Raw genomic sequence first — 20,207 nt, 5'->3', positions numbered from 1 at the left:
TCTACTTACCCCAACTATCCTTCAATCCGGTGACCCGGTTGAAAACAGGCTTACCCTTCGCATGGTCCTTCCGATCCGCCACAAAGTACCCATGCCGCTCAAACTGGAACTTCTCGTCCGGCTTCGCGCTGGCCAGTGAAGGCTCCACGTAGGCGGTGACGGTCTTGAGGCTGTCGGGGTTGAGGCTGGCGAGGAAGTCCTTGCCGCCCGCGTCGGGTTGGGGGTCGGTGAACAGGCGGTCGTAGAGGCGCACTTCGGCGGCGATGCCGTCGTTAACGCCGACCCAGGTGATGACGCCCTTGACCTTGATGGCGTCGGCGCCCGGGGTGCCGCTCTTGGTGTCGGGGATGAGTTCGGCGTGCACTTCCGTCACCTTGCCGCTGGCGTCCTTGACGGCGCCCTTGCACTCGATGACATGGCCGTACTTCAGGCGCACTTTGTTGCCTGGGAAGAGACGGAAGAAGCCCTTGGGCGGCGTTTCTTCGTAGTCGCTGCGCTCGATCCACAGTTCCTTGCCGAACGTGAACTGGCGCTGGCCGCGCTCGGGGTGGTGCGGGTGGATGGGTGCATGGCAGTCATCCAACTTACCGGCTCCGATGACTTGGTCCCAGTTCGTGATCACCAGCTTCACCGGGTCCAGCACGACCATGGCACGCGCGGCCTTGGGGTCCAGGTCTTCGCGCAGGCACGCATCCAGCGTGCCGTAGTCGATCCAGGAATAGTCCTTGGTCACGCCGATGCGTTCCGCGAAGAGCTGGATGCTCTCGGGCGTGTAACCACGGCGGCGCAGGCCGACGATGGTGGGCATGCGCGGGTCGTCCCAGCCAGTCACATGGCCTTCGTTCACCAGCTGCGCCAGCTTGCGCTTGCTGGTGATGACGTAGGTCAGGTTGAGCCGCGCGAATTCATACTGGCGCGGCTGCGGGCTGTTGATCAGGCCGCCCTCGCGCAAGCGGTCCAGCAGCCAGTCGTAGAAGGGGCGCTGGTCTTCGAATTCCAGCGTGCAGAGGCTGTGGGTGATGTTCTCCAGCGCGTCCTCGATGGGGTGCGCGAAGGTGTACATGGGGTAGATGCACCAGCTGTTGCCGGTGTTGTGGTGCTCGGCGTGCTTGATGCGGTAGATGGCCGGGTCGCGCAGGTTGATGTTGGGCGAGGCCATGTCGATCTTGGCGCGCAGCACGGCCGCGCCATCGGGCAGCTTGCCGTCGCGCATTTCGCGAAAGCGCGCCAGGTTCTCGGCGGGCGTGCGGGTGCGGAAGGGGCTGTCCTTGCCGGGCGTGGTGAAGTCGCCGCGGTTGGCGCGCATCTGCTCGGGCGTTTGTTCGTCCACGTAGGCCTTGCCGGTCTCGATCAGGTGCTCGGCCGCGCGGTACATGAAGTCGAAGTAGTTGCTGGCGTAGTAGCGGTGTTCGACGCCACCGGCGTTCCAGTCAAAGCCCAGCCATTGCACGGCGTCGGCGATGCTGTCCACGTACTCCTGGTCTTCCTTCTCGGGGTTGGTGTCGTCGTAGCGCAGGTGGCAGATGCCGCCGTAGTCGCGCGCCAGGCCGAAGTTCAGGCAGATGCTCTTGGCGTGGCCCACGTGCAGGTAGCCGTTGGGTTCGGGCGGGAAGCGGGTGCGGATCTTGGCCGGGTCGGGCTGGCCCGCCTGCTGCGTGGCCGCGTCCCCGGGTTGGCCGGCCCAGCGGCGGGCGGCATAGGTGCCGGCGTTCAGGTCGTTTTCGATGATCTGGCGCAGGAAATTGCTCGGGGCGTGGCTGGTCGCGCCCGCCTTGGACGCATCCGCTTTTTGTGCTTCGTTGTTGTGATTGACACTCATGGGGGCTGGGGAGAAGGAAGGCGAGAGTAAACGGGCAGGACCTTGCGGAACAAGGCATCTTGAAGATTTTATGACGCGGCCGCCCGACGAAGCCTGCCAAGGGCCAAGCCCATTTGTCGCAGGCAGGCAAGGCTGGTATGCTGCGCGGCGCTGCGGACCTCCCCCGCGGCAAACCGTGTCCGTCTCGCCAAGGGGGCGGTCAGGGTCTTTGACGGCGCTTACCCAAGCGCCGTTTTTTCTGGTGAGCTCAATTTTTTAGCGGGTTTGCGCGCGTGGATGTTCTACTCTTGTTGAAGGCCGCCCTGATGGGCATCGTCGAAGGCCTGACGGAATTCCTTCCGATTTCGAGCACGGGGCATCTGATCCTGGCCGGCAGCCTGCTGGGCTTCCACGACGACAAGGCCAAGGTGTTCGACATCGCCATCCAGACCGGGGCCATCTTCGCGGTCATCCTGGTCTACTGGCAGAAGATCCGCAGCACCCTGGTGGGGCTGCCCAGTCAGCCCCAGGCGCGGCGCTTCACGCTCAATGTGCTGATCGCCTTTTTTCCGGCCGTGGTGCTGGGTTTGCTGGCGGGCAAGGCCATCAAGGCGCACCTGTTCACGGCCGAAGTGGTGGCCACGGCTTTCATCCTGGGTGGCTTCATCATCCTCTGGGCCGAGCGGCGCCAGGCCCGTCTGGCGGCGCTTCCTGCGGATGCAGGCGCCGCCCCGCGTCTCGTGGAAGACGTGGACCAGATGAGCTGGAAGGACGCGCTCAAGGTCGGCCTGGTGCAGTGCCTGGCCATGGTGCCGGGCACCAGCCGCAGCGGCGCGACCATCATCGGCGGCATGCTGCTGGGCCTGTCGCGCAAGGCGGCGACGGATTTTTCTTTCTACCTCGCCATGCCCACGCTGATCGGCGCGGGGGCCTACAGCCTCTACAAGGAACGCGCTCTGCTGAGCCTGGCCGACTTGCCGATGTTCGGCGTGGGCCTGCTGTTCTCCTTCATCAGCGCCTGGGTCTGCGTGCGCTGGCTGCTGCGTTTCATCGCCACGCACAGCTTCGTGGGCTTCGCTTGGTACCGCATCGTCTTCGGCCTGATCGTGCTGGGCACGGCTTGGAGTGGTGTGGTGGATTGGCGCGCGGCTTGAACGACCCGGCGGCTGGCGGTGCGAAGGGCTGTGCTCTGACCTGACCTGACCTGACCTGACCTGACGATAAGGCCTGGTGATACCCAGGCCTTTCTACCGATTAAAATCTTGCGCGCAATTGGATTGCGTCATATTTTTAACGACCGCGAGGAAAACCCCATGTCCGAACTTCAGCAACTGAGCGCCCTGTCCCTGGGCGGCAAGCCCGTGTCCCTGGGGGACTACCAGGGCAAGGTGGTGCTGGTCGTCAACACCGCGAGCCAGTGTGGCTTCACGCCCCAGTACGCGGGTCTGGAAAAGCTCTACCAGCAGTACAAAGACCAGGGCTTGGTCATCCTCGGCTTTCCGTGCAACCAGTTCGGCCAGCAGGAGCCGGGCGGCGCCAAGGAGATCGCCGAAACCTGCCAGATCAATTACGGCGTGAGTTTCCCGATGTTCGCCAAGGTCGACGTCAACGGATCGCAGGCGCATCCGCTGTTCCAGTGGCTGAAGGCCAAGCTGCCGGGCTGGTTCGGGCGGCGCGTGAAGTGGAACTTCACCAAGTTCCTGATCGGCCGCGACGGCCAGCCCATTCAGCGTTTCGCCCCCATCACCAAGCCCGAGCGTCTGGAAGCGCCGGTGCGCCGCGCCCTGGGCCTGGGCTGATCAAGCCACCGCGATGCCCCCGTCCTCATGGACGGATGGCATAGCGGCCAAGCTTGCATCGCCCTCGGCTGGGCGCGCGGGCTTGGGCCGAACGCTCAGGTGCTGGCGGATGCCTTGGCCTGCTTGAGCTCCCGCACCCGCATCAGGTTGCGCAGGGAAGCCTCGACGGCCGCTCCCGTGGCGACGGGCTGCTCCATCGGGAAGAGGTGGGAGCCATCCAACATCGTGATGCGGCCCTTGGTGACCTTCTCGGTCATGGCCATGCCGACCTGCTTCATTTCCACCGAATGCCGCCCGCCGATGAAGGCGACCGGGCATTTGAGCGGGTGGCGCTTGAGCAGGCCGTCCAGGTGGTGGGGCAGGGTGTTGTAGATCGCGGTTTCCACCTCGCGCTGGAAGCTCAGCACACGCTTTCCGTCCACGGTGTGCATGCCGTGTTCCACGTAATCGCGCAGCACCTCGGGCTGCCAGTGCATGAAGGCTTTCTTGTGGCGGAAGTGTTCGTAGGCGGCGTCGGCGTCGGGCCAGTTGTCGCGCCGCTTGCGGCTGATGACGCCGGGCGAGATGGCGCTGATCAGCTGGGTGCGCTTGACCACGCCCACGCTGGCCGCGCGCCAGCCGCCCAGGATGGGCGAATCGATCAGCAGCACGCCCAGGGCCAGATCGGGATGGCGCGCCGCCGCCATCAGGCTCAGAAAGCCGCCCAGGGAATGGCCGACCAGGAAGGCCGGTTCACCGTTCTTCTCCTGCTCGTCGCTGGCGAAGTCCGCCAATTGCTGCACCAGGTGCGGCCAATTGCTGGTGACGGGGTACTGCGGGTCATGGCCGTACTTCTCGACCGCGCTGACACGAAAGCCGCGTCGCCGCAGGTCGTCCAGCAACTGGCGGTAAGTGCCGGCCGGAAAACCGTTGCCGTGCGAGAAGATGATGGGCGGGAGATCCTGTTTCATGGATGGGCCAGCTTTTTCAGGGCATACAGCGCGTCCAGCGCGTCGCGCGGACTCAGGGTGTCGGGATCGATTTCGGCCAGCCGCGCCTCGACGGCGCTGGGCACGGCCAGTTCGGGTTCGGGCGGCGGCGCGAACAGGTCCACCTGGGCGCGCGACTGGGTGGCGGATTGTTCCAGTGCCTCCAGCGCATGCTGCGCGTGGCGCAGCACGGCGGCGGGCATGCCGGCCAGGCGCGCCACCTGGATGCCGTAGCTGCGGCTGGCGGGGCCGCTCTGGATTTCGTGCAGGAAGACGATGCCGTGGCCGCCCTTGCCCGGCGTGCCCGGGGTCTCGGCCGCGCTGACGTGCACGTTCACGGCCGCGTGGTGTTGGCTGGGGAATTCGGTCAACTCGAAATAGTGCGTGGCAAAGAGCGTGAAGGCTTGGGTCTTGTCATGCAACTGGCTGGCGATGGCGCCGGCCAGGGCCAGGCCGTCGAAGGTGCTGGTGCCACGCCCGATCTCGTCCATCAGCACCAGGGAATGCGGCGTGGCGGCGTGCAGGATCTGTGCGGCCTCGGTCATCTCCAGCATGAAGGTCGATTGCGCGTTGGCCAGGTCGTCCGCCGCGCCGATGCGGGTGTGGATGGCGTCGATGGGCCCCAGCCGGCACGACGCGGCGGGCACGTAGCTGCCCATGGAGGCCAGCAGTACGATGAGCGCGACCTGCCGCATATAGGTCGATTTACCGCCCATGTTCGGGCCGGTGATGATCTGCATGCGCTGCCGCGTGCCGAGCTGGGTGTCGTTAGCGATGAACTGGCCTCCGCTGTTCTCGGCCAAGCGAGCCTCCACCACCGGGTGGCGCCCCGCTTCGATGGCGATGCAGGGTTCGGCGACGAAGACCGGCGCGTTCCAGCCCAGTGTGAGCGAGCGCTCGGCCAGCGCGCACAACGCGTCCAGCGCAGCCAGCGCACGGGCGTGGCGCGTGAGCGTGGGCAGGAAGTCGTCCAGCTGTTCCAGCAACTGCTCGTACAGCCATTTCTCGCGCGCGAGTGCGCGTTCCTGCGCGGACAGGGCTTTGTCCTCGAAGGCCTTGAGTTCGGGGGTGATGTAGCGCTCGGCGTTCTTCAGCGTCTGGCGGCGGCGGTAGTCCTCGGGCACCTTGTCCAGGTTGCTGCTGGTGATCTCGATGTAGAAGCCATGCACCTTGTTGTATTGCACGCGCAGATTGCCGATGCCTGTGCGCGCGCGTTCGCGCGCTTCCATGTCGAGCAGGAAGCCGTCGCTGTGGGTCTGGATGGCGCGCAACTCATCCAGCTCGGCGTCAAAACCGTCGTTGATCACGCCGCCATCGCGCACCAGGGCGGCCGGCTCGGGCAGCAGGGCGCGGGCCAGCAGCTCGGCGCAAGCGGCGGGCGGTTGCAGGTCCTGCGCGAGTTCCGCCAGCAGGCCTGGGTTGGCCGCGGCCGTGCGCAGGCTGTGGTCCAGCAGGGGTGCGAGCGTGCCCGTCCTCACCAGGGTCTGCGCCAGGCCGGTCAGTTCACGCGGGCGCACTTGGCGCAGCGCGATGCGCGCCACGATGCGTTCCACGTCGCTGCTGCCCTTGATCTGCTCACGCAGCTTTTGCCAGGGGCCGCCATGCGCGGTCTCGCCGCCCCCGCCTGCGCGCAGCAGGCTGATGGTCGCGATGCGGGCCGACGCCACGGCGCGGTTGCGCGGCGGCTCCAGCAGCCAGCGCTTGAGCAGGCGGCTGCCCATGCCGGTCATGCAGGTGTCGAGCAGGGAGAACAGCGTGGGGGCGTCCTCGCCGCGCAGGGTCTGCACCAGCTCCAGGTTGCGGCGCGTGGTCAGCGGCAGGTCGATCTGCTCGTCCTGGCGCTGCACGCGCAGGCCGTGCACGTGGCTGAGCGCGCGGCCCTGGGTGTGCTCGGCGTAGGCCAGCAGCGCGGCGGCGGCGGCGTGGGCCAACGCACAATCCTGCGCGCTCCAGGCCTGCAGGCTGCTGGCCTGCAGCAGGGTCTGCAGCCGCTCGCGGCCGAGCGCGGCGTCGAACTGCCATTCCGGGCGGATCGACAGGGGGGCGGCCAGGCCACCCTGCTTGAGCGCCAACAGGCGCTGTTCAAAGGCCGGGGACACGCCCGCGCTGTAGATCAGCTCGCCGGGCGCGATGCGCAGCAGCCACTCGGGCAGTTCGTCGGCCTCGCATTCGGCCAGTTGCACCTCGCCCTGGGTGACGCTCAGCCAGGCCAGGCCGACGCGGTTGCGCGGGCCCTGGTGCAGGGCTAGCAGCAGGGATTCACTTTTTTCGCTGAGCAGGGCGCTGTCGGTCAGCGTGCCCGGCGTCACCACGCGCACCACCTTGCGTTCGACCGGTCCCTTGGCGGTCGCCACGTCGCCCACCTGCTCGCAGATGGCTACCGACTCGCCCAGCTTGATCAGGCGGGCCAGGTAGGTCTCCACTGAATGGAAAGGCACCCCAGCCATGACGACCGGGCGGCCGGCAGACTGGCCACGCTGGGTCAGGGTGATGTCCAGCAGGCGGGCGGCTTTTTCGGCGTCCTCGTAAAACAGTTCGTAAAAATCTCCCATGCGGTAGAACAGCAGCGTGCCCGGGTACCCGGCCTTCAGGCTCAGGTACTGCTGCATCATGGGGGTGTGGGCGGCGAGGGAGGACGCTTCGGGGGAGGCGGAGGGCATAGGGCCGGGAGTCTATCAACAGGGTCATCGATTACCATTTGGTCACATAATGAAACAAAAGCCGGAGGATTCCTCCCCTACAAGGCTTGGTGACCACAGTATTCAGGGATGTCATGACAGCTTTCAATGACGGCAAGGCGCGAGACCCGGGCGGTGGCCTGTGTGATGACGGCAGCGCGAAGCAGGACAGCCTGTTCCAGGCCGTTTTCGATGGGAGTCCCGGCGCGATTGCCCTGATCCGTCAAGAGGATGGCTGCTTGGTCCGCGTCAACCATGAATGGCTGGAATTGACGGGGTATGCGCATGAGGAGCTGCAGGGTCGCACCCTGGTCGACATCGGGTGCTGGGTCGATGCCGCCGACTGCGGCGATTGCCTGGCGGAGGTTGGCGCACAGGGCCGCCTGCGCGGGCGTGAATCCTGGGTCTGGTTCAAGGACCGGCAGCGTGGCCGGCGGCTGGTGCGGCTCAACGGTTCCTTGCTGGAGTCTGCCCTCGCGCCCGGCGGCCCCTATGTGCTGCTTTACATGGAGGACATCACCGCCACGCGCATGGCCGAGGAGGCGTTGCGCGAGGGGGAAGCCGCCCGCACCCGCGCCAACGACCGTCTGGCGGCCCAGCTGGAGCTGTACGCCCTGACCGAGGAACTGGCCCGGGTGGGGCACTGGAGCAGCGACGGCAAGACGGTTCATTTCTCGCCCGGCCTGCAGAAGATGGCCGGCACGCAGACACCCGCCGTGCTCACGGTCGAGGAGGCGCGCCGCCGCATCCATCCGGAGGATTTCCAGAACTACATGGCCGCGCGCGAAGCCATGGATGGGCGTGTCTTTGAGTACCGGATCATGGGCCTGGACGGCAACATGAGTTGGCGCCGCAGCCGCATCCACCGCCATCGCAACAGTGACGGCAGCTACCTGGATTTCGGCGTCATCCTCGACGTGACGGCCGAGACCGAGGCCGCCCTGGTGCTGCGCCAGCAACTTGCTTTCATCGAGAAGATCACCAGCCATGTGCCGCTGGTCCTTTTCCTGTACGAACGCCGGACCGACGGCACCGAGGTCTTCCCCTTCCTGAGCCCTGGCGTGCGGCAGCTCTTCGGCGTGGAGGCCGAGGCGGCGCGGCGCGATGCCAGGCTGCTGTTCGACCGTCTGCATCCGGAGGACCGGGCCGAGGTGCGCCGCAGCATGGACGCGGCGCATTTCGATGGCGGCATCTGGTCGCATGAGTTCCGCATCCTCGGTGATGATGGGTGGGAGCGTTGGCTGCTCGGTCACGCCATCCACCGCATGGAAGGTGAACAACTCGTCGCCTACGGTTCCATCTCGGACATCACCGACCGCAAGCTGGCCGAGCAGCGTTTGCAGGACAGCGAGGCGCGCTTTCGCAGCCTGACGGACCTGTCGTCCGATTGGTATTGGGAAACCGACGAGCAACTGCGCTTCATCCACTTCGTGGGCTACCAGCAGAACAAGATCCTGCGTACCGAGGCCGAGATCCTGGGCAAGACACGCTGGGAGATCGGTGCCCTCAACATGACCGAGGAAGACTGGGCCGCGCACCGCCGGGTGCTCGAGAGCCGCCAGCCCTTTCGTGACCTGGAGTTGCTGCGCATCGGTGCTTATGGACAGCAATATTGGGTGTCCATCAGTGGCGCGCCGATCTTCGACACCCGCCAGCGCTTCCGCGGCTACCGCGGCATCGGCCGCGACATCAGCGACCGCAAGCGCGCCGAGGGCGAGACCCAGCGCCTGGCTTTCTACGACACGCTCACCGGTCTGCCCAACCGCCGCCTCTTGCTGGATCGGCTGGCGCAAGCCCAGGCCGCTTGCACGCGCAGCAAGCGCCATGGCGCGCTCTTCTTTCTGGACCTGGACAACTTCAAGGACCTCAACGACACGCTGGGCCACGACGTGGGCGACCTGCTGCTCAAGCAGGTGGCGCAGCGCCTGCTGAGCTGCCTGCGCGAAAGCGACACGGCGGCCCGCCTGGGAGGTGACGAGTTCGTCGTGATGCTGCTGGAACTGGCCGAGGACGAGAACGAAGCCGCCGCGCATGCCGAGCAGGTGGGTGAAAAAATCCTCAAGCGTCTGAACGCGCCTTATGAGCTGGCCGGGCGGCAGCACAGCAGTTCACCGAGCATCGGCTTGACGGTGTTCAGCGGCGGCACCCAGGGTGTGGACGAGCTGCTCAAGCGGGCTGATCTCGCCATGTACCAGGCCAAGGCGGCGGGGCGCAACACCTTGCGTTTCTTCGACCCGCAGATGCAGGCTGCGGTGCTGGCCCGCGCCGCCCTGGACGCCGACATGCGATTGGCCGTGCAAAACGATGAGCTGTTGCTGCACTACCAACCCGTGGTCGACGCGGCAGGCGGCGTGCAGGGCTACGAAGCCTTGCTGCGCTGGAATCATCCCCGGCGCGGCTTGCTGGCGCCAGGCAGCTTCATCGGCCTGGCCGAGCAAAGTGGTCTGATCTTGTCCATCGGCGAATGGGTGTTGCGCGCGGCCTGTCGCCAGCTCGTGCTCTGGGGGCGAGGCGCCGCGACGCAGGGCTTGACCGTGGCCGTCAATGTCAGCGCCCGCCAGTTCCGCCAGCGCGATTTCGTGGACCAGGTGCTGACCGTCATCGAGGAAACCGGGGTCGATCCCCAGCGTTTGCGCCTGGAGCTGACGGAAAGCCTGTTGATTTCCGAGGTGGAGGACGCCATCCGCAAAATGGCCGAATTGCGCGCGCGCGGTGTGCGTTTCTCGCTGGACGATTTCGGCACCGGGTATTCCTCGCTCAATTACCTCAAGCGCCTGCCGCTGGATTCACTGAAGATCGATCGCAGCTTCGTCAACGACGTGCTCACCGATCCGAACGATGCCGTCATCGTCCGCACCATTTTGGCGCTCGCGCGCAGCATGGGTTTGCAGACCGTGGCCGAAGGCGTCGAAACCGAGGGGCAGCGCGATTTTCTGCGCGACAACGGTTGCACCTTGTTCCAGGGCTACCTTTTCGGTCGCCCCGGCCTGCCCGAGCACTGAGCAGCCCTGCGGCTGGGTGCAGTCGTCCGGGGGGGGCGACGCCAAACCATCGGCTGGCCGCATGCGTGCGGGGCAGCAGGGGTTATCGACGCCAGACACCTGCAGCCGCCAGCCAGCCTCTGGTGATTCCAGCGGGTCGTTTCCGTCCTCTCTGTCGCGACGACCATGGCTGGTTCATCCCCTACCGGGCATGCATCCAGCACGACAAGGTGCAAGCATGTACCGCGCCTTCCCTTGCCTGCGAAAAAGCGCTGCGTGGCGTCGCAAGGCATCCCGGGCCTGTTACCACTTTGTTGCACTCATGCGCTGGGCCTGCAGCACCATGCGCATTTGTCGCGGTTCCAATTCGTAACAACCGATGGGGCGCTGTCCACCAACAAGCGCCTGCCGCAGTGGCGTGGTCATCCGCCGCGAACTTGGGCAGTCGGGCTCCGTGAGCCGTGGCCGAGCGGCCTCGCGCGCATGTCGCGAAGCCGCTTTGTTACTCCCATTCCAGATTGGAATTGAAAACATTCGAACTTTTCACTTCTCATACCCGACGGGCAAATCTAGACTCGGCGCGCTCCTGCTTCAAGGTAGGCAAGGGGTATCACGGCGCGGTACATGCACTGTGCACGCGCCCGCCGATCCGAGTCCGATGCACTGGCAGATTTCAGACGGTTGCGGCCGGGACGCCGCGGTCCGTGAAGGTTGAGAAACCCATTCGCACATCGGTACCGGCAATGAATCCCATCGGTTTTGCAAGGCGGCCAAATTTTGAGTTTCGCCACCTGCGTGTTTTCGCGGAAGTGGTACGGCATGGAGGTTTCACGCGGGCGGCTGAAGTGATCCACGCGACCCAGTCCACGGTGAGCAAGGTCATCAGCCAGCTCGAAAACGAGGTGGGCCGTCCCTTGTTGCGGCGTCATCGACGTGGCATCGAACTGACCCGGGTCGGGGAGTTGGTCTATCGCCGCGCCCAGGTGATGCTGGCCCAGCGTGATTTGCTGGCCGACGAGTTGCATGCCCTGGCGGGCAATCCGCAAGACACGCTCAAGCTGGGGTTTTCGCGCATGGAGACCAGCACCTTCTTCGGCCGCGCGCTGGCGGAATTTCGCCGTCGCTATCCTGATGTGGAGATTTCCATCTCGGTCGAAGCGGAAAGCCAGATCGTGCGGCGCGTGCTCAAGGGCGATCTGGATCTCGCGGGGCTGGTGTCCCCGCGCGACCCGGGCCTGGAAGTGCTGGAGCTGCAGCGCGAGCCGGTGTTCGTGCTGGTGTCGCGGGAAAACCCCTTGGCCTTGCGCTCGCGCATCAGCGTCGGTGACCTCAAGAATCAGCAGCTGGTGCTGTTCGAGGAAAAGAGTCAGCTCAATGAAATGGTGGTCGGGGCCCTGGCCCAGGCGGGCATCCTGGCACCGGTGGCGATCAAGACCACGCAGGTTGGGCTGATCCACGAGTTGGTGGCCGAGAACATCGGTATCGGTTTCTTGCCGCGTGCGCTGGCACTCAATCGCCTGCACCCGATGGTGGTTGCCTTGCCGCTCGAGGGATTCGAACCCCAGTGGTCCTATACCCTGGCCTGGGCCCGGGCGGCGCGACTGTCCCCGACGGCGCGTGCCTGGATCGCAGTGGCCCGTGCGGTGCATGCTTTTCCCGAGATGGTGGGCGACCTGAAATGAGCGTCTCGCGCTTGCATTCCACCGTGGCATGGCCAGCATGCCAATTCTTCATTTCCCTCGCGCTGCGGGCAAACCTAGACTTGTTCCCACAACGTGAAGAAAGACAGGGAGGAGGAGGCGAAACGCCGCGCCGCGCGGTGGGGGCGTCCCTCCATTGAGCGACCGATGCACTGGCAACTTGACCACGGGGAGCGTGCCGGCATGATGCAGGTGCAAGCGCGCACCCTTCGCCCCGACGCGGGCAGACACAGAAGCTGCTTCGAATGGGCCGCGGCGGCTCTCTTCGTCTTGCTCAGTTTCGCGCTCTGCACGCATTCGATCATGAGCGAGCGCCATCTCGTGCATTCCCTGGCCTCCGAGCGTTTGGTCGGACAGGCCCATGCCATCGAAAGCGGTTTGCGGCGGCGTCTGCAGGGTGTGCGCGACACCTTGTTCCAGATACGCGAGGCCTGGGTCGTGGGAGACCGGGCGGGCAGCGCCTCCCTGCTCAAGGCCCTGGGTTCCCTGGTGGCTGGGGTGCGACAGGCCGTGGTCGTCGACCACGAGGGGCGGCTCTTGCTGAGCGGGAACGGGCGCTTGGGTACCTGGGCTGCGGGCGCCGACGATCTGCGTGCATGGACCGGCATGACGGACAGCGGTCGGGTCTACGCGCTGGCCCTGCCCGAACCGCAGGGCGATGGGGCCGTGCTGCGCCTGATCTTGCCAGTCAGTGACGAACGCGGTGGCGCGCGGCAATTCATCCTGGTCGATCTGGGCGCGGACTACTACAACATGCTGCAGCGCATGGCCTTGGAGACGGACGGCGCCTGGAGCAGCCTGAGCATGGCCGACGGGGCCTTGCTGGCCCTGCTGGCCAACGATGTGCAAGCCGCGCGCGCGGCGCAGCTGTGGCGACTCGATGCCACACGGCCAGACTTGCACGCCGGACCCTTGCCGGGCGTGAACATTCTGGAGGCGCAGGACGGACCGCGTCGCCTGCTGGTGCGGCAGGCCGTGGACGCCAGTGCCCTCAGCCTGGACCAACCGCTGGTCCTGACCTTGAGCCGAGAACTGGACTCCTTGGACGCGGCCTGGCACCGACTGGCCTGGATCTATGCCGTGGGGCTGGTGGTGCTGGTGCTGGTCGCGGGCGCCATGTTGCGCCTGTCCCAGATCCGGCGCGCGCGTTGGGTGGACCTGGTGCACAGGCAGCATCAGGAGCGCGTTGAACACGCGCAACGCATGGAACTGGCGCTCGATGCCGCCTTCCTGGGCCTATGGGAACTCTCGGTCAGGGACGACCGGATGGTGGTCGATGGCCGGGCGGCGGCCATCCAGGGCTACCACCGCCAGGTGGAGCTGGAGGCGCGGGCGCATGACTGGCGTGCCGACCTCCACCCCGAGGATGCGTCCGCATTCCAGCAGCAGTTGGAGCGCCACCTGGCCGGGACGAGCGCGAAGTTCGAGGTGGAATGCCGGCTGCGCCACAAGAACGGGGGTTGGGTCTGGGTGCAATGCCTGGGCAGGGTGATCCAGCGCGATGCCACGGGCCGGGCCGTGCAACTGCTGGGCACCCGCATGGACATCAGCGCGCGCAAGCAGTACGAGACGGAAATCGAGCGCCTGGCCTTCTACGACAGCCTCACCGGCCTACCCAACCGGCGCCTGCTGCACCAGCGGTTGGATCGCAGCCTGGTGGTCAGCGAGGAGCGTGGCCAGGTCGGGGCCATCGTCTTCCTGGACCTCGACGACTTCAAGAGCCTGAACGATACCCTGGGGCATGACCTGGGCGATCAGTTGCTGGTCTGTGTGGCCCAGCGTCTGCGCGAGGTCGCGCGCAGCCAGGACATGGTGGCGCGGCTCGGGGGCGACGAATTCGTGCTGCTGCTGGAGGGCCTGGGCGCCAATCCGTGCGAGGCCCGGCGCAACGCCGAGACTTTCGGGCGCAAGCTGTTGCAGACCTTGTCCCAGCCCTTCCATCTGGCGGACCGCCAGATCTACAGCACACCCAGCCTGGGCATCACCCTGTACACGGGGGGGGCCAGCAAGCTGGACGACCTCCTCAAGCAGGCCGACATGGCCATGTACCAGGCCAAAGCCTCGGGGCGCAACACGCTCAGTTTTTTTGAGCCCGAGATGCAGGCGCAGACCAACGCGAACGCACAGCTGCAGTCCGACCTGCACCGGGCGCTGGAGCGTGACGAGCTGCTGCTGCACTACCAACCCATCCTGGACCGTGAGCGCCGCATCATCGGCGTGGAGTCCCTGGTGCGCTGGCGTCACCCGGAGATGGGCATGGTGTCACCCGCCCGCTTCATCCCCGTGGCCGAGCAGTGCGGTCTGATCCTGCCCCTGGGCGATTGGGTGCTGGAGCAGACCTGCCGCCAGTTGGTGGATTGGGCGGCTGACCCGTCCACCGCGCATCTCTTCGCGGCGGTGAACATCAGTGCGCGGCAGTTGAGCCAACCCGACTTCGTGGTCAAGATCATCGAGGCCGTGCACCGCACCGGCGCCGCGCCCAGCCGACTCAAGCTGGAGTTGACCGAAAGCAGCTTCCTGCTCGACGTCGAGGGCGTGATCAAGAAGATGGCGGCGCTCAAGCGCCATGGCATCGGCTTCTCGCTCGACGATTTCGGCACTGGCTATTCATCCCTGTGCTACTTGCAGCGCCTGCCGCTGGACCGCTTGAAGATCGACAAGTCCTTCGTGAACGATTTGCCGGACAACGTGAACAGCGCGGCCATCGGTTCGGCCATCATCGGCCTGGCGCACAACCTGGGCCTGCAGGTGGTCGCCGAGGGGGTAGAGAACCAAGCGCAGTTGCAGTTCCTGCTCGATGGGCAGTGTGACGCGTTCCAGGGGTATCTGTTCTCGCCGCCGCTGCCGCTGGCCGAGCTGATGCTGTTCTTGGCGCAGGGCGTGGGTGCTGACAGACCGGAATCCGCCGCCGTCACCAGCGCGTGATGCACCAGTGATTGGGGGCTTCAAACGGCCTGTCTGGTCGATCGGGCCCTCACCTCTTTTCAGTCCTGGTTTCAGGCCGCCGGACGGGAGAGCTTGAGCTTCTCAGCGTTCTGACGTGCCAGGGCTTTTTCTTCGGCGCCCGCGAACTTGCTGTACTTGTTGAGCAGGGGCACCATCTGGCCGTAGATGCGTGGGTTGGCGGCCAGGCATTCCTTGTGTTCCAGGAAGTCCGGCTCGCCCGTGAAGTTGCCCACCAGTCCGCCCGCTTCGGTGACGAGCAGCGAGCCTGCGGCCACGTCCCAGGGTGACAAGCCGGTTTCAAAGAAGCCATCGGTGCGGCCCGCGGCCACATAGGCCAGGTCCAGCGCCGCAGCGCCTGGGCGGCGCAGGCCCGCGCAGCGCTGCATGATGTCGCTCATCATGGCCAGGTAGCTGGGGAAGTCGTCGCCCTTGCGGAAGGGGAAGCCGGTGGCGATCAGGCTCTCTTCCATCTGGGTGCGTTTGCTCACCCGCATACGCCGCTCGTTCAGGAAGGCACCGCGGCCCTTGGTGGCCGTGAACAGGTCGTTGCGCGTGGGGTCGTAGACCACGGCCTGCTCGATCTTGCCCTTGACGGCCAGCGCGATGCTGACGCAATAGACCGGAAAGCCGTGGATGAAGTTGGTGGTGCCGTCCAGCGGGTCGATGATCCAGACGAAATCCGAATCCTGAGCACCTCGTGTGCGGCCCGTCTCCTCGCCCCAGATCGCATGGCCGGGGTAGGCGGTCAGCAGGGTTTCGATGATGGCTTCCTCGCTCGCGTGGTCCACCTCGGTCACGAAGTCGTTGACCTGCTTCTGCGAGACCCGCACGGATTCAACGTCCAGGGCAGCGCGGTTGATGATGGCGCCAGCGGCGCGTGCGGCCTTGATGGCCACGTTGAGCATGGGGTGCAGGGTGGACGACATGAGTTGTTGGAGGAGCGTGACGGCGGCTGGGCCGGGAGGGCTTGGCGATGCAAGCCTGTGAGGGGCGGTATTTTACTGCTTGTGTCTTTTGCGTGCTGGGGTTTGGTGCTTGACCTGGGTGCTTGGGCTGCTGGTACGCACAAGCCGTGGCCCTGGGACCGGGGCGCTTATACGGGAGCGGTCTGCTGCGCAGACTGCGCATCGTCAGGGGCATGAACGCCTGTCCGGCATAACTCGCTGCGCGCCTGCGGCGCTACGCTCAGACAGGATGCCGGAAGTCAGATCAACGATGCGCCGCTCACTGCGTGTAGCGGCGCTGCGGCGTTCATGTCCCTGACGATGCCGCCCCCGAAATCGCGTCCCGGCCCCAGGACCACGGCTTGTGCTCAGCAAGAATGTGGACGCGCAAAGGGGGCAAGCTGAGACGGTGCCTGCGCCGCCAAGCCCGGCTCCCGCGACAACCACCCGTGCTGAATCGCCTGTTCCATGCATGGCAGGCCAGCGACAATCAGCGCCATGACAGCATCTTTTCGCACCAGATTCATCCTCATCGAGCCCAGCCACGCGGGCAATGTGGGCGCGGCCGCCCGGGCCATCAAGACCATGGGATTCGAAGAGTTGGTGCTGGTGCGCCCGCGCTGGGCCAATGTGCTGCGGCGCCAGGAAACCATTGAGCGCGCCAGCGGTGCCAACGACGTGCTGGACCGCGCCCGCATCGTCGAGACCCTGGACGAGGCCCTGGACGGCATGACGCACCTCTGCGCCACGGCCATGACGCCGCGCGACTTCGGTCCGCCCACGCGCGCGCCGAGGGAGCATTTCGCGCAGTTCGTCGCAGCGGCGTCCCTGGATGAAAGCCAGGGCATCGCCTTCCTTTTCGGTTCGGAACGCTACGGCATGAAGAACGAGGATGTCTACCGGGCCCATGTCTGCCTGAGTATCCCGACCCATCCACAGTTCGGCTCGCTCAACCTCGCGGCCGCGCTGCAGGTGATTGCCTATGAATGGCGGCAGGCCCTCTCGGCCAAGTTTGGGGGTTTCGCGGTCACGCCCGCCACCGCGCCGCCCGTGCTGGCCGACGCGCCGCAGGTGGCTGGCCTGTTGTCCCATCTGGAACAAGCCCTGGTGGCCGTGGATTTTCTCGATCCGGCCGCACCCAAGAAGCTGATGCCACGCCTGAACGCCTTGTTCAACCGTGCGCAACTGACCCAGGAGGAAGTCCATATTCTCAGAGGTGTCGCCAAGGCCATGCTCGAAACCGCTGCCCGGGCCAAGGGATAATTCCTCCCCCGCATAAGCAAAGAAGAATTCCTCATGTTTGCCCGCCTGCGTTCCGACATCCAGTGCATCCTCGAGCGTGACCCTGCCGCGCGCAGTGCCTGGGAGGTGCTGACCTGCTACCCCGGCCTGCATGCGCTGATGTTCCACCGCTGGGCGCATGCGTGCTGGACGCATGGTTTCAAGTGGCTAGGACGTTTCATCTCGCACTGCAGCCGCTGGCTCACGGGCATCGAGATCCATCCTGGCGCGAAGATCGGTGAGCGTGTGTTCATCGACCACGGCATGGGCGTGGTGATCGGCGAGATGGCCGAAATCGGCGACAACTGCACCATCTACCAGGGCGTGACCCTGGGCGGCACCTCGCTGATCAAGGGCGCGAAGCGCCATCCGACCCTGGAGGCCGGCGTGATCGTCGGCGCCAACGCCTGTGTGTTGGGCGGATTCACCGTTGGCGCGGGCGCACGCATCGGTTCGCTCGCCGTGGTGACCAAACCCGTGCCCGCGGGCGCCACGGCCGTGGGCAATCCCGCGCGCATCATCGAGGCGCAGGCAGACTCCCGGCGGGAGGAGGCGGCATCGAAGATGGGTTTCTCCGCCTATGGCGTGACCCAGAGCGACGACCCCTTGTCTCAGGCCCTGCGGGGCCTGATCGACAACGCGGCCGGGCAGGACCATCAGATCGCACTGCTGTGGCAGGCGATCGAGAAAGTCTCTGCCGGGCAAAAATCTCGGGATTGCGTGCCCGAGGACGCTGCGCGTGAGGAGTGCTTCGAGCGCGAGAAGCTGAGTCAGTTGGTCGGCAAGTAAGACCGAGATGTGCCCGCCGTAGCGTGCAAACGCTGTTGGCGGAGCCCGAGGGCGCGGGGTGACTGCTCCGCGGCTGTCCTCCTTCAAAGACCTCCCGGTCTTTGAATTCCCCCTTTATGCCGCTGCGCAGTCACCCCGCGCCCTCGGGCGGCGGCGTTCCAGCGCACGCCTGTTCCGACTCCCATTTCCGCACACTTGGTGATCCAACTATGCTGGCGGGAGCCTGAGTGCTTGGGGTAAAGGCGGAGCGAAGTAAAGGAGGAGCCCAAGCGCAGCTTGGGCGGGGGACATGAGCGCAGTCTTTGCCCCAAGTGCTCAGGCGATGAGGCTGCGGTGGCGTCGAGTTGACTTCTGCCTCAACCCCTGCGCGACAACCGGCCCGCCAGCACATTCAGCGCCAGCCCGCCGATGACCAATGCAGTCGCCGCGAGTTTCCAGCTCTGCAGTTCCTCACCCAGCAGCAGGCTGGACGCACCCATGCCGAAAATGGGAATCATCAGGGCCATGGGCGTGATGGTGACGGCCGGGTGGCGCGCCAGCAACCAGCCCCAAGCGCCGAAGCCAAACAGGGTGTTGCCCGCAGCCTGCCACAGCACGGCCCCCCAAGCGGCCAGGCTGATGTGGGGCAGTGTGGCTGCCAGCTGAGCGGGGCCTTCAAACCACAGAGTGCAGAGCAGTAGAGGGGGCAGGGCGAAGAGGCTGCTCCAAACCATGAAGCCCAGCATGTCCACCTTGCCGATGCTGCGCGAGATCAAGTTGGCGCATGCCCACGACAGGGCCCCGCCAAGGGCGAGGGTCAGGCCCAGGGGCGTCACGTCCGCATGGCTCTGGTCGAAACTCTGCCAGCCGATCAGCATGAAACCGAGGGTCGCGATGGCCAGGGCCGCCAGCTGGGGCAAGGCCATGCGTTCGTGCTGAACCACGGCCACCAAGAGCAGCGTCATGAACACCTGCGACTGCATCAGCAGGGAAGCCAAGCCTGGCGAGATGTCTTGCCGCATGGCCAGGAAGAGCAAAGCGAATTGCAGGCCCATGAACAGGCCGTAGCCGATCAGGTGCCGCCAAGCCACGGCGGGGCGTCGCACGAAGAGCAGCAGTGGCAGGGAGCTGAGCGCGAAACGCAGTGTCGCGAACAGCAGCGGGGGCATCTCACCCAGCCCGACCTTGATGACAACGAAATTGGTGCCCCAGACCGCGACCACGGCGAGGGCAAGCAGAAGATGGGATAGCGGCAAGTTCAGGCAGGCGTTGGGACGCGGGTGGCGCGGGCCAGCGTCCCGGCCCGTTGCTTCAGTTCAGCACCGATTGTGCCACCCAGGCATAGAGCGGAATGCCCAGCAGGATGTTGAGCGGAAAAGTCACGCCGAGGGACATGCCGAAGTACAGCGCGGGCTGGGCTTCGGGGATGGCGTGCCGCAAGGCCGCGGGCACGGCGATGTAGGACGCGCTGGCCGCGAGCACCATCAGCAGGATGGCGTCACCGGTCGGCACGTTCAGCACCCGGGCCAGCAACAGCGCCAAGCCTGCGTGCGTCAGCGGGGCCAATACCGCGTAGGTCAAGAGCCAGGGTGACTGGCGCGGCAGTTGCCCCAGGTTGCGCGCCGTCAGCAAGCCCATGTCGAGCAGGAAAAAGGCCAGCATGCCCTTGAACAGATCGCCCGAGAAAGGTTGCATCGCCACCTGGCCGCTCTCACCGGTGAGCATGCCGATCACCATGGCGCCGAGCAGCAGCAACTGGGCGCCATCGGTCAGTGATTCACGCAGCATGGGGCCGATGCCCACACCCACGTTGGCCGGTGCGGTGGTCGGGGTCAATGTGGCGCCGACTTGCCGCCTGTGGGCGTTGGCCAACAGCACCGCCAGCACGATGGCCGGCGACTCCATCAGCGCCATCGCGGCGGCCATGTAGCCGCCATAGGCGATCTGCTGGTTGTCGAGAAATTGGGTCGCGGTGACGAAGGTGACCGCGCTGACCGAACCGTAGGTGGCCGCCAGCGCAGCGGCGTCAAAGGGCGAAACCAGCCTGCGCAGCAGGCGATAGCCCAGCAGCGGCACGGTGATGGCCAACAGCAGGGCGCAGCCCAGGCTGATGGCGACTTCGGTCGTCAGGCCCGAGCGCGACAGCGCGAAACCGCCCTTGAGGCCCAGGGCCATCAGCAGGTAGAGCGAGAGAAACCGCGAGATGGGCGCGGGGATCTCGAGGTTGGATTTCAGGGTGCCGGCCAGCATGCCGAACAGGAAGAAGAGGATGGCGGGGTCAAGCAGGTTCTGCATCGGGCACTCCAGATCGGCCGATGATGCGTTGGGTCACGCTGAAAGTAAA

At 65.7% G+C, this 20,207-nt stretch carries 13 protein-coding genes; 7 read left to right on the top strand and 6 right to left on the bottom strand.

Annotated elements, in window-relative coordinates; translation table 11 throughout:
• Nucleotide 1: 1 nt before the first annotated feature.
• Entirely contained in the window at nucleotides 2-1,819 is a 1,818-nt protein-coding gene (locus AZ34_RS13950; RefSeq protein ID WP_035609114.1) for a glutamine--tRNA ligase/YqeY domain fusion protein, read from the bottom strand.
• A 272-nt stretch (nucleotides 1,820-2,091) separates the two neighbouring features.
• Here AZ34_RS13950 and AZ34_RS13945 point away from each other — a divergent pair, with 272 nt between their 5' ends.
• On the top strand, nucleotides 2,092-2,952 hold the full coding sequence (locus tag AZ34_RS13945; RefSeq protein WP_035609111.1) for an undecaprenyl-diphosphate phosphatase: 861 nt from the start codon (nucleotides 2,092-2,094) through the stop codon (nucleotides 2,950-2,952).
• A 159-nt stretch (nucleotides 2,953-3,111) separates the two neighbouring features.
• Nucleotides 3,112-3,597, top strand: a complete 486-nt coding sequence (locus tag AZ34_RS13940; protein WP_035609108.1) for a glutathione peroxidase — start codon at nucleotides 3,112-3,114, stop codon at nucleotides 3,595-3,597.
• A 95-nt stretch (nucleotides 3,598-3,692) separates the two neighbouring features.
• Here the strand turns inward: AZ34_RS13940 and AZ34_RS13935 are convergent, their stop codons facing one another.
• Together AZ34_RS13935 and mutS are read right to left on the bottom strand one after the other, a co-directional pair.
• Nucleotides 3,693-4,547 (bottom strand): alpha/beta fold hydrolase, encoded by an 855-nt coding sequence (locus tag AZ34_RS13935; RefSeq protein WP_035609105.1) that lies wholly within the window; start codon nucleotides 4,545-4,547, stop codon nucleotides 3,693-3,695.
• A complete protein-coding gene (mutS, locus tag AZ34_RS13930) occupies nucleotides 4,544-7,225 on the bottom strand; it encodes a DNA mismatch repair protein MutS (protein WP_035609103.1) in 2,682 nt (893 codons plus the stop codon). The genes AZ34_RS13935 and mutS overlap by 4 nt, the downstream gene beginning before the upstream one ends.
• Before the next feature lie 113 nt (nucleotides 7,226-7,338).
• Between mutS and AZ34_RS17695 the strand changes: the two genes are divergently transcribed.
• From AZ34_RS17695 to AZ34_RS17690, 3 genes are all read left to right on the top strand, one after another.
• Entirely contained in the window at nucleotides 7,339-10,245 is a 2,907-nt protein-coding gene (locus tag AZ34_RS17695; RefSeq protein WP_051509859.1) for an EAL and GGDEF domain-containing protein, read from the top strand.
• A gap of 722 nt (nucleotides 10,246-10,967) precedes the next feature.
• Nucleotides 10,968-11,906, top strand: coding sequence for a LysR family transcriptional regulator (locus AZ34_RS13920; protein ID WP_051509857.1), 939 nt, complete (start codon nucleotides 10,968-10,970; stop codon nucleotides 11,904-11,906).
• Nucleotides 11,907-12,227: 321 nt separating this feature from the next.
• On the top strand, nucleotides 12,228-14,849 hold the full coding sequence (locus tag AZ34_RS17690; protein WP_155831818.1) for a putative bifunctional diguanylate cyclase/phosphodiesterase: 2,622 nt from the start codon (nucleotides 12,228-12,230) through the stop codon (nucleotides 14,847-14,849).
• A gap of 71 nt (nucleotides 14,850-14,920) precedes the next feature.
• On the opposite strand, the gene AZ34_RS13910 is transcribed toward AZ34_RS17690, so the two are convergent.
• Nucleotides 14,921-15,796, bottom strand: a complete 876-nt coding sequence (locus tag AZ34_RS13910; RefSeq protein ID WP_035609100.1) for an inositol monophosphatase family protein — start codon at nucleotides 15,794-15,796, stop codon at nucleotides 14,921-14,923.
• A 516-nt stretch (nucleotides 15,797-16,312) separates the two neighbouring features.
• Between AZ34_RS13910 and AZ34_RS13905 the strand changes: the two genes are divergently transcribed.
• Both AZ34_RS13905 and cysE read left to right on the top strand, forming a co-directional pair.
• A complete protein-coding gene (locus tag AZ34_RS13905) occupies nucleotides 16,313-17,077 on the top strand; it encodes an RNA methyltransferase (RefSeq protein WP_035609098.1) in 765 nt (254 codons plus the stop codon).
• A gap of 33 nt (nucleotides 17,078-17,110) precedes the next feature.
• Nucleotides 17,111-17,884 (top strand): serine O-acetyltransferase, encoded by a 774-nt coding sequence (gene cysE, locus AZ34_RS13900; RefSeq protein WP_035609095.1) that lies wholly within the window; start codon nucleotides 17,111-17,113, stop codon nucleotides 17,882-17,884.
• Between the two features lie 356 nt (nucleotides 17,885-18,240).
• Here the strand turns inward: cysE and AZ34_RS13895 are convergent, their stop codons facing one another.
• Together AZ34_RS13895 and AZ34_RS13890 are read right to left on the bottom strand one after the other, a co-directional pair.
• Nucleotides 18,241-19,119, bottom strand: coding sequence for an EamA family transporter (locus AZ34_RS13895; protein ID WP_035609092.1), 879 nt, complete (start codon nucleotides 19,117-19,119; stop codon nucleotides 18,241-18,243).
• A 55-nt stretch (nucleotides 19,120-19,174) separates the two neighbouring features.
• Nucleotides 19,175-20,158, bottom strand: a complete 984-nt coding sequence (locus tag AZ34_RS13890) for a sodium-dependent bicarbonate transport family permease (RefSeq protein ID WP_035609090.1) — start codon at nucleotides 20,156-20,158, stop codon at nucleotides 19,175-19,177.
• Between the last annotated feature and the right edge of the window lie 49 nt (nucleotides 20,159-20,207).

Origin of the sequence: Hylemonella gracilis str. Niagara R (assembly GCF_000600295.1) — a bacterium.
Classification (GTDB): domain Bacteria; phylum Pseudomonadota; class Gammaproteobacteria; order Burkholderiales; family Burkholderiaceae_C; genus Hylemonella; species Hylemonella gracilis_A.
The sequence above is the reverse complement of the archived record's forward strand: the minus strand, read 5'-3'. Positions and strand labels throughout refer to the sequence as shown.

What these genes read in the sequence shown, in the direction of transcription:
- AZ34_RS13905 (WP_035609098.1), top strand. Translation starts at nt 16,313, where the DNA reads ATGACAGCATCTTTTCGCACCAGATTCATCCTCATCGAGCCCAGCCAC.
- AZ34_RS13920 (WP_051509857.1), top strand. Translation starts at nt 10,968, where the DNA reads ATGAATCCCATCGGTTTTGCAAGGCGGCCAAATTTTGAGTTTCGCCAC.
- AZ34_RS13950 (WP_035609114.1), bottom strand. Translation starts at nt 1,819, where the DNA reads ATGAGTGTCAATCACAACAACGAAGCACAAAAAGCGGATGCGTCCAAG.
- AZ34_RS17690 (WP_155831818.1), top strand. Translation starts at nt 12,228, where the DNA reads ATGAGCGAGCGCCATCTCGTGCATTCCCTGGCCTCCGAGCGTTTGGTC.
- AZ34_RS13935 (WP_035609105.1), bottom strand. Translation starts at nt 4,547, where the DNA reads ATGAAACAGGATCTCCCGCCCATCATCTTCTCGCACGGCAACGGTTTT.
- mutS (WP_035609103.1), bottom strand. Translation starts at nt 7,225, where the DNA reads ATGCCCTCCGCCTCCCCCGAAGCGTCCTCCCTCGCCGCCCACACCCCC.
- cysE (WP_035609095.1), top strand. Translation starts at nt 17,111, where the DNA reads ATGTTTGCCCGCCTGCGTTCCGACATCCAGTGCATCCTCGAGCGTGAC.
- AZ34_RS13940 (WP_035609108.1), top strand. Translation starts at nt 3,112, where the DNA reads ATGTCCGAACTTCAGCAACTGAGCGCCCTGTCCCTGGGCGGCAAGCCC.
- AZ34_RS13890 (WP_035609090.1), bottom strand. Translation starts at nt 20,158, where the DNA reads ATGCAGAACCTGCTTGACCCCGCCATCCTCTTCTTCCTGTTCGGCATG.
- AZ34_RS13910 (WP_035609100.1), bottom strand. Translation starts at nt 15,796, where the DNA reads ATGTCGTCCACCCTGCACCCCATGCTCAACGTGGCCATCAAGGCCGCA.
- AZ34_RS17695 (WP_051509859.1), top strand. Translation starts at nt 7,339, where the DNA reads ATGACAGCTTTCAATGACGGCAAGGCGCGAGACCCGGGCGGTGGCCTG.